Origin of the sequence: Prevotellamassilia timonensis (assembly GCF_900106785.1) — a bacterium.
In the GTDB taxonomy this organism is placed as follows: domain Bacteria; phylum Bacteroidota; class Bacteroidia; order Bacteroidales; family Bacteroidaceae; genus Alloprevotella; species Alloprevotella timonensis.
The window spans coordinates 757,446-765,597 of the sequence record NZ_LT629844.1 but is presented as its reverse complement, the minus strand read 5'-3'; the positions used below and the strand labels follow the sequence as shown (position 1 = coordinate 765,597).

At 48.6% G+C, this 8,152-nt stretch carries 5 protein-coding genes; 1 reads left to right on the top strand and 4 read right to left on the bottom strand.

What is annotated here, in order from left to right; all coding sequences use genetic code 11:
* Nucleotides 1-1,749 precede the first annotated feature (1,749 nt).
* From BQ5453_RS08730 to BQ5453_RS08715, 4 genes are all read right to left on the bottom strand, one after another.
* Nucleotides 1,750-3,084 (bottom strand): NADP-specific glutamate dehydrogenase, encoded by a 1,335-nt coding sequence (locus BQ5453_RS08730; RefSeq protein ID WP_071122893.1) that lies wholly within the window; start codon nucleotides 3,082-3,084, stop codon nucleotides 1,750-1,752.
* A 167-nt stretch (nucleotides 3,085-3,251) separates the two neighbouring features.
* Nucleotides 3,252-3,650, bottom strand: coding sequence for a DUF2023 family protein (locus tag BQ5453_RS08725; RefSeq protein ID WP_071122892.1), 399 nt, complete (start codon nucleotides 3,648-3,650; stop codon nucleotides 3,252-3,254).
* A 208-nt stretch (nucleotides 3,651-3,858) separates the two neighbouring features.
* Entirely contained in the window at nucleotides 3,859-4,347 is a 489-nt protein-coding gene (fldA, locus tag BQ5453_RS08720; RefSeq protein ID WP_022102548.1) for a flavodoxin FldA, read from the bottom strand.
* A 374-nt stretch (nucleotides 4,348-4,721) separates the two neighbouring features.
* The gene (locus tag BQ5453_RS08715; protein WP_083361186.1) at nucleotides 4,722-5,435 is read right to left on the bottom strand and encodes a tRNA1(Val) (adenine(37)-N6)-methyltransferase; all 714 of its coding nucleotides are present in this window, start codon (nucleotides 5,433-5,435) and stop codon (nucleotides 4,722-4,724) included.
* 180 nt (nucleotides 5,436-5,615) lie between these two features.
* Here BQ5453_RS08715 and lon point away from each other — a divergent pair, with 180 nt between their 5' ends.
* A complete protein-coding gene (gene lon, locus BQ5453_RS08710; protein WP_071122891.1) occupies nucleotides 5,616-8,147 on the top strand; it encodes an endopeptidase La in 2,532 nt (843 codons plus the stop codon).
* Nucleotides 8,148-8,152: the final 5 nt, after the last annotated feature.

Here is an 8,152-nt window from a genome sequence, read left to right as displayed (position 1 = left end):
AACTCTTCATTGTAATATCTTAATGTTTTGTTTTCTCTGTTTTTGCTCAAGACTCCGTCATTACCTGTCCTTGAAATTTCTTTCAGGAATTGACAAGTGACTTTTTAACCCGAACAGCTCTTTATGAAAAGAGTGCTCATTTTGTCTCTTGTACTTCTCTACAAAATAGTTTTATGTAATGTTTTCAAAGATCGAATTGCTTCAGATTTGTGAGGTGTTGTAGGCCTCATTTCTGTTTTGCGAGTGCAAAGGTACGGACTTTTGTCACACACACCAAATTTTTGGCGAAGAAATTTTGGAGAAATTTTCGGGAATTTCTCTTGAAACGGACGTAACGCGCTGAATGCCAGCGCGTTGCGGCGTGCAAAAAAAATCGCGCAATTTTGCGCTCTCGGGCGGCGGACATGACCGTTTGTGCCTGCTGGTGGGCAAAAGTGCTGGTTTGCCGGTGTGCTGGCGGGCGGGGATTTTTATGTCCAACGGGGCAAATGTAGGGCTTACTTGTGTATATGCCAAGTTTTGGGGTGGATATTTTGCGAAAGTGTGCTGAAGAACATAAAAGTTCGCTTTGCCTGCTTGTTGATGTGCTAACAGGCTGATGAGCTGACGCCGTAGCGGGGATTAGTTGGCCGCTAACGCGGGAAACAGAAGAACATAAGGACATAAGAACATAAGATATAACGTTTGTGCTTGCCGCTTACCGCGGGAACATAAGAACATAAGTTTTCATAAGATACACATAAGGCCGCTGCGCGGCGGACGGCCACGGACTACCGTCCGGGTGGCCTCAAGAGACATAAGGGCTGACGCCGTAGCGGAACTTGGTTGGCCGCTAACGCGGGAAACATAAGGACAGAAGAACATAAGGACAGAAGATTTGACGTTCGTGCTTGCCGCTTAGCGCGGAAACATAAGAACATAAGTTTTCATAAGATACACATAAGGCCGCTGCGCGGCGGACGGCCACGGACTGGCGTCCGCGTGGCCGGAAGGGACACAAGGGCTGGCGCTGAGGGGCTGGGTTACAAGACAATCATACATATACGTGTATGCGTATGCGCGCACGCGCGTCCGGCATTTTGCAGTGTATTTGTCGTCACTCTGCACTAGCGGGGTGTTTCGTATTGATTATCAGATAGTTGCAGAGTGTATGTATGCTTGCACTTTGCCTACACTGTGCTATCACAAGGGGATTGGGGATGCGCAGAATTTGTCGTGTGACGGGGACGGTTGGGAAACGGGAGGACGGCCGATGAGTTGCTCCGAGTGAATGTACGGGGTGGCTATGGCGGATTGGCTTGTGCACGTGACGGAATGCGCGGGTCATGGCGAAAGTGGAATTGTGTAGGTAGTGCAGGCAGTGCAAGTAGTGTAGGTAGTGCAGGTTGTGCAGACAAGTGTGCAGGTAGTGTAGACAAGTGTGTAAGTAGTGTAGACAAGTGTGTAAGTAGTGTAGACAAGTGTGTAGGTTGTGCAGACAAGTGTGCAGGTTGTGCAGACAAGTGTGCAGGTAGTGTAGACAAGTGTGTAGGTAGTGTCTACACTCTTAAGTAGTTGATTTTCAGATAGTTATAGCGAAAAGTGCAGAATGCAGATAATTTTGCATAAATCTGCTGACGCGCGCGTGCGCGCGAGGACAAATGTGGATAATAAAAGAAATCCCCATTGAAAGTGCGTGTTACACCTTCAATGAGGATTGAATGTCATATTGAGCATGCCGCAATAACCAATGCGAATGCAGCAAGTTATTTAGACGATACCTTGAGCCATCATGGCTTTAGCCACCTTGAGGAAACCAGCCACATTGGCACCACGTACATAGTTGATATAGCCATCAGGCTGTGTGCCATACTTTACGCAGTTTTGATGAATGTCGCTCATGATCATCTTCAAACGCTCGTCAACCTGCTCACGCGTCCAGCTCAAGCGTTCTGAATTTTGGCTCATTTCAAGACCAGACACAGCTACACCACCAGCATTGGCAGCCTTGCCCGGAGCATAGAGCAATTTGGCCTGCTGGAATATTTCAATGGCCTCGGGAGTTGAAGGCATGTTGGCACCTTCGCTGACAGCAATTACACCATTAGCCACGAGTGAACGTGCATCGGCTTCTTCAATTTCATCCTGTGTAGCAGAAGGCAATGCTATGTCAGCCTTCTCGCCCCAAGGACGTGCACCAGCTACGTACTTCACGCCATACTTTTCAGCATATTCCTTTATACGACCACGCTTTTCGTTTTTGAGTTCCATAACGAAAGCGAGTTTGTCAGCATCGATACCGTCCGGATCATAGATATAACCATCTGAATCGGAAAGTGTTACAGGCACTGCACCAAGTTCGATGAGTTTTTCGACAGTGTACTGTGCCACGTTGCCCGAGCCACTTACAAGTACACGCTTGCCCTTTAATTCAATGCCTCTGGTTTGAAGCATGCTCTCGAGGAAGTAAACATTGCCATAACCAGTAGCTTCGGGACGAATAAGCGAACCGCCGAACTGGAGGCCCTTGCCAGTGAGTACACCTACAAACTGATGCGTCAACTTTTTATACTGTCCGAACATATAGCCTACTTCGCGGCCACCTACGCCTATATCGCCGGCAGGAACGTCCTCGTCGGGACCGATATGACGGTAAAGTTCGTTCATGAACGCCTGGCAGAAACGCATTACCTCAGCATCGCTCTTGCCATGCGGATTGAAGTCTGAACCACCCTTAGCACCGCCCATAGGCAATGTAGTGAGTGCATTTTTGAACGTCTGCTCGAAGGCGAGGAATTTCAAAACAGATGGTGTAACACTTGCGTGGAAACGTATGCCGCCCTTGTACGGACCGATGGCATTGTTGTGCTGCACACGATAACCCATATTAGTTTGCACCTTGCCCTTGTCGTCAACCCAAGTTACTCGGAATGAGATAATACGATCGGGAATGCAGAGGCGATCGATAAGATTAGCCTGCTCAAATTCGGGGTGACGGTTGTATTCATCCTCGATTGTGCCGAGCACCTGGCTCACGGCTTGAATGTACTCAGGTTCGTTTGGGAAACGCTGTTTAAGGCGTTCAACAGTTTCTAAAGCGTTCATAAATATGCGTTGGTTTGTCTTAGTTTTTGCTCAATTTGCGGCCGTTTGAAGCAGCCCTTTTGAATTTCGATGGTAAAAGTACGAATAATTTTTTATTTTGCGGCATTTTACAATCATAAAATGACAAAAAGGCAGTTTTTTGCGACGAAATGAGCAAAAAGAGATATTCAAACTACCGCATAAGACTGATGGCGGGCGTTATACGTCTGACCGCATATAGCTTCATTTCGTTTGCAGAAGCGTTCGCACTGCGCCGTGATGTCATACCCGAGCATGGCCCCTAACATAAAGTCTTCGGCTGGAGTTAATACATGCATTGGTTTGTGTACGAATGTGCGCACCACATCGAGGCAAGCCTTTTTGCCAAAATACAAATTCACCTTGTTACTTGACACGGGTTGCTCAATATAAGATATGCCCTGCTCGTCAAGGCGTTTGCACATAATTTGCGCGCAGTCATTGCACATGGTGCACAGTACGAGCGGCCTCACACCTTTGCGGTATTCGTATATTTGGTGCATGAATAGTTTGAGTGAGTCAAAACGTGAAAAATCTTCAGAGGACATAATATAAGTGGGTATTCAAAATTATATTTTATACAATCAGTTGACGGGGTGACAAGTTGACAAGTTAACGGGGTAACAAGCAAATATGCTTTATTCACCTCAAATTGCAGAGAACAAGACATACGTGTTTTAGCTCAATATACTACTTGCTGCCCCACCCCGTCAACTTGCTAACTAATTTTACTATCGGGGGGATAGCTACTTGACCTTACTTTACCAAGCTGCACCAGGCTTCGATGCGCGCTTGATTTTTGCCCTCGTCATCACCCTCGTCAATGGCCAGTCCTACAAATTTGCCGTCACGACAGACATCTGAATCGGTTACATTATAATCGGTAGGTTCGAAAGCGCCTATAAAGGTGCAACCGGTGTTTTGCAGCCCGTCGTAAATTTGAGCAATGGCGCCGCAGAAGGTGTCGGAATAAGAATCGCTGTCGCCACAGCCAAATATGCCGACGCGCTTGCCCGTGAGGTCGAGCGATGAGAGCGTATCGAGAAAGTCGTACCAGTCGTCCTGCAAATCGCCGCAGCCCCAGGTTGAAGACCCCAAGAGCAATGTGTCATAGTCCAAAGCTTTGTTGGCATCTGTTGTGCCCACATTATATATATCCTTAGCCTCAACTCCAAGTTGTTGTGCAATGGCATTAGCCACATTTTCGGTGCAGCCTGTTGTGCTGCCGTAAAAAATTCCAGTCATACGATAGATGTGTTGTTTGATGGTTTGTAATGTGCATTGTTTACGACTGCAAAATAACAGATAAAGCGCCCACCCTGCAATACCCAAACAAGGTGAAACGCTTTATCGTATAACAAAAAGTAAATAGTGTTCTTCTTATAAATATAAATATATAGTATAGTTACGCGTTGGCGGAATTAGCAAACAAGTTGACAAGTTAACGGGCTAACAGGTAAGTTTGCCATGCTTTTTAAGCTTCTTATCATTATTACCTTAACATAACAATGTAGCGTATAGCATACTTACTTGTTAACCTGTAAACTTGCCAACTTGTTAACTCGTTAACCTGAATTTCCGCCAACGGGTTATGGTAGTTTGTCTCGGGAGATAATATATCACAGATAAAAGTCCTTGCACAAATCGGCATACGCTTCGGCCCTTGCTCCATCATCACCCACAAGGCAGAGCGTTGTATGCACAAGTGATTGGGGAGTGCGACAGAACTCAAGCAACACCCGTTTACAAGGTCTGCCCTTGCGGGTGACCACATCAGTTCGACGCGTTAATTGCAACCCGTGTACAGCAGCCATTGCTACAAACCCCGCAACCGCCGACATGGGCAGTATGGCCGAAAAAGTGGCCTTTGGGTTAGCGGGGGTCAACAAATGCTCAACAACTCGCAACAAGGCAGCAAAAGTCAGTCCCCCACCCTGTGTGTGGCGCGCTTTGGCCCGCTGCGACGCGGGCGGCAGCAACGATTCTTCATGATAAGGCGGGTTGCTCAATATGCTGTCGAATGCCAAACCACAATCTGCTGCATATTGCAGAACGTCGGCACAGACGATTTCGACATTTGCCACAAAAGGAGAATGCTGCACATTGGCCAAGGCATCAGCGGCCGCTGCCGCGTCGAGTTCTACGCCAACAACCCGTGCAGCCCTGTTGCGCTGAGCTGCCATTAAGGCTATCAAGCCACTACCGCACCCAACATCAAGTATGCGATCAGCCTCACACACATTGGCCCATGCGCCGAGCAATACGCCGTCCGTGCCCACCTTCATGGCGCAGTGCGCGTCGTCTATATGAAACTGTTTGAAACTGAAACTCATTGCTTTGCCTATATATATTGCGTGTGATACTTCAAGTTGCATGCTCCGGCACGCTTCTGATTATTGCGCCACAAAAGTACGACATTTGCCTTAATTAGCGCAAAGTAGGGCACGCACATTTTGCGAATACACTGATTTTTAGTAATTTTGCACGTTCCATATTCTGAATATATACTAAACATGAACATACGAGACGATAATCCACAAACAGCCTTTTCACTTGTTGCCGACTTTGACGGCGACATGAATGCTCTGCTTCAAACCCAACACGAAGACACCCTGCCTGCACTTGCCCTGCGTAACATGATGTTGTTCCCCGGCGTGGTGGGTTCTGTCACCATCGGTCGTCCGATGAGTTTGAAAGTGGTGAGCCAATCACTGAAAAAAGGCGCCATCATAGCCGTGTTGGCACAAAAGAATGGCGATGTGGAAGATCCCGACCGCAAAGACCTCTTTGACGAAGGGGTTGTGGCCCGCGTCATGCGCATGATCGATCTGCCCAACGGCAACAGCATGGCCATACTGCAGACTTACGGAGCCATAAAGCTTGAGCATATCAAGCGACGCAAGCCCACCATGCGTGTGGAGGTTTCGTCTATACCCGAAGTTACCTACAACAAGGACGACAAGGAGTTTGCCGTGTTGGCCGATGCTTGCCGCGATGCCGTTATCCGTTTTTTGAAGCTGAACGAGGGCATGCGCTCTGAAGAGGCGGCCTTTGCCGTGCGCAACATCAGCCACCCTGCATTTTTGGTAAACTTTATTTGTTCGAACATGCAACTGTCGCAGGAGGACCGTTACACTCTGTTTCAACTGCACGACATGCGCGAGCGTGCTTTCAAACTACTGCAAATGCTTAACCGCGAATGCCAGTTTGCACAAATAAAGCATGATATTCAAAACCAGACACGTGAGGAGCTTGACCAGCAGCAACGCGAATACTTCCTTCACCAACAAATCAAGAACATACAAACTGAACTTGGCGAGGACGGCAATGGTGATGTGGCCGAGATTGAACGCAAGGCCGAGAAACTGACTTTCCCCGACAAAGTAAAGGAACTGTTCAAACGCGAGGTTGAAAAGCTCAAGCGCCTCAACCAGCAGTCGCCCGACTACAATGTGCAACTCAACTACCTGCAAACGCTTGTGGCGCTGCCATGGGGCATCAACACTGAGGACAATCTGAGCATCAAAAATGCCGAACATGTGCTCGAACGCGACCACTATGGCATGGAGAAGGTTAAAGAGCGCATACTGGAACACCTGGCCACGCTTCGCTACCGAAAGGCCGAGAAAGCCCCCATATTGTGCCTTGTAGGCCCTCCGGGAGTTGGCAAAACCTCACTCGGACGCAGCATAGCCGAGGCTCTCGGACGCAAATATGTGCGCATATCGCTTGGCGGTGTGCACGACGAGGCTGAAATTCGCGGTCACCGCCGTACCTACATCGGTGCCATGCCCGGACGCATTGTCAAGGGTATCATGAAGGCGGAATCAAGCAACCCGCTTTTTGTGCTCGACGAGATAGACAAAGTGTCTGAAAACAACTATAACGGCGACCCGCACAGCGCATTGCTCGAAGTGCTCGACCCCGAACAGAACAATGCTTTCCACGACAACTATTTGGACGTGGACTACGACCTGTCAAAGATTTTCTTCATTGCCACGGCCAACACCTTGCAAACCATACCGCAACCACTGCTTGACCGCATGGAGGTGATTGAAGTGGAAGGCTATCTGACCGAGGAGAAGAAAGAAATTGCACGTCGCCACCTCATACCCAAAGAGCAAAAGGTATTCGACTTTGGAGACGGTGCGAAACTCAAATTCACGCCGGCAGCCATTGAGTACATCATTGAGAAATACACACGCGAGAGCGGTGTGCGACAACTCGAAAAACAGGTGGACAAGATATTCCGCAAAGTGGCATTCCTCACCTCAAAGAGCGAAGACGGCAAGATGCCTTTTGCCGACCGCAGCATCAAGCCTGCCGACATAGAGGCGCTGCTTGGCAAACCGCTGTTCAACCGAGACAAATACCAGGGCAACAAATATGCTGGCGTGGTTACCGGACTGGCGTGGACTGCTGTAGGCGGCGAAATTCTGTTTATCGAGACGAGTGTGAGCCGCAGCAAGGGACCGAAACTGACGCTTACAGGTAACTTGGGCGACGTGATGAAAGAGAGTGCCGTACTGGCTTTGGAATATATCAAATCGCATGCCGACACGTTAAACATAGACTATCGTGTGTTCGACCATTGGGGCATTCATATTCACGTGCCCGAAGGGGCTACACCCAAAGATGGCCCATCGGCAGGCATCACCATTGCCACCTCAATAGCCTCTGCCCTTACGCAACGACGTGTGCGCGACCACATTGCCATGACTGGCGAGATTACACTGCGCGGACGCGTGCTGCCTGTCGGTGGCATTAAGGAGAAAATATTGGCTGCCAAACGAGCTGGCATTACCGATATCATGATTTCAGAAGATAACCGCAAAGACATAGAGGACATTAACGCCCGATACATCGAAGGCTTGTCGTTCCACTTTGTTGAAAATGTACAAGACGTGCTGCGCTTTGCACTGCTTGACGAGAAAGTTGAACACGCCATCGACCTGACGGTTGAAGATGACAGTGCTGACAATAGCGATGCACACAAACAGGCCACAGACAACAAAGTGGCTGTGAGATTGTTGAAAGAGAAGTAACACAC

Excerpts from the sequence above, each read along its gene's own strand:
- fldA (WP_022102548.1), bottom strand. The coding sequence starts at position 4,347 with ATGACTGGAATTTTTTACGGCAGCACAACAGGCTGCACCGAAAATGTG.
- lon (WP_071122891.1), top strand. The coding sequence starts at position 5,616 with ATGAACATACGAGACGATAATCCACAAACAGCCTTTTCACTTGTTGCC.
- BQ5453_RS08725 (WP_071122892.1), bottom strand. The coding sequence starts at position 3,650 with ATGTCCTCTGAAGATTTTTCACGTTTTGACTCACTCAAACTATTCATG.
- BQ5453_RS08730 (WP_071122893.1), bottom strand. The coding sequence starts at position 3,084 with ATGAACGCTTTAGAAACTGTTGAACGCCTTAAACAGCGTTTCCCAAAC.
- BQ5453_RS08715 (WP_083361186.1), bottom strand. The coding sequence starts at position 5,435 with ATGAGTTTCAGTTTCAAACAGTTTCATATAGACGACGCGCACTGCGCC.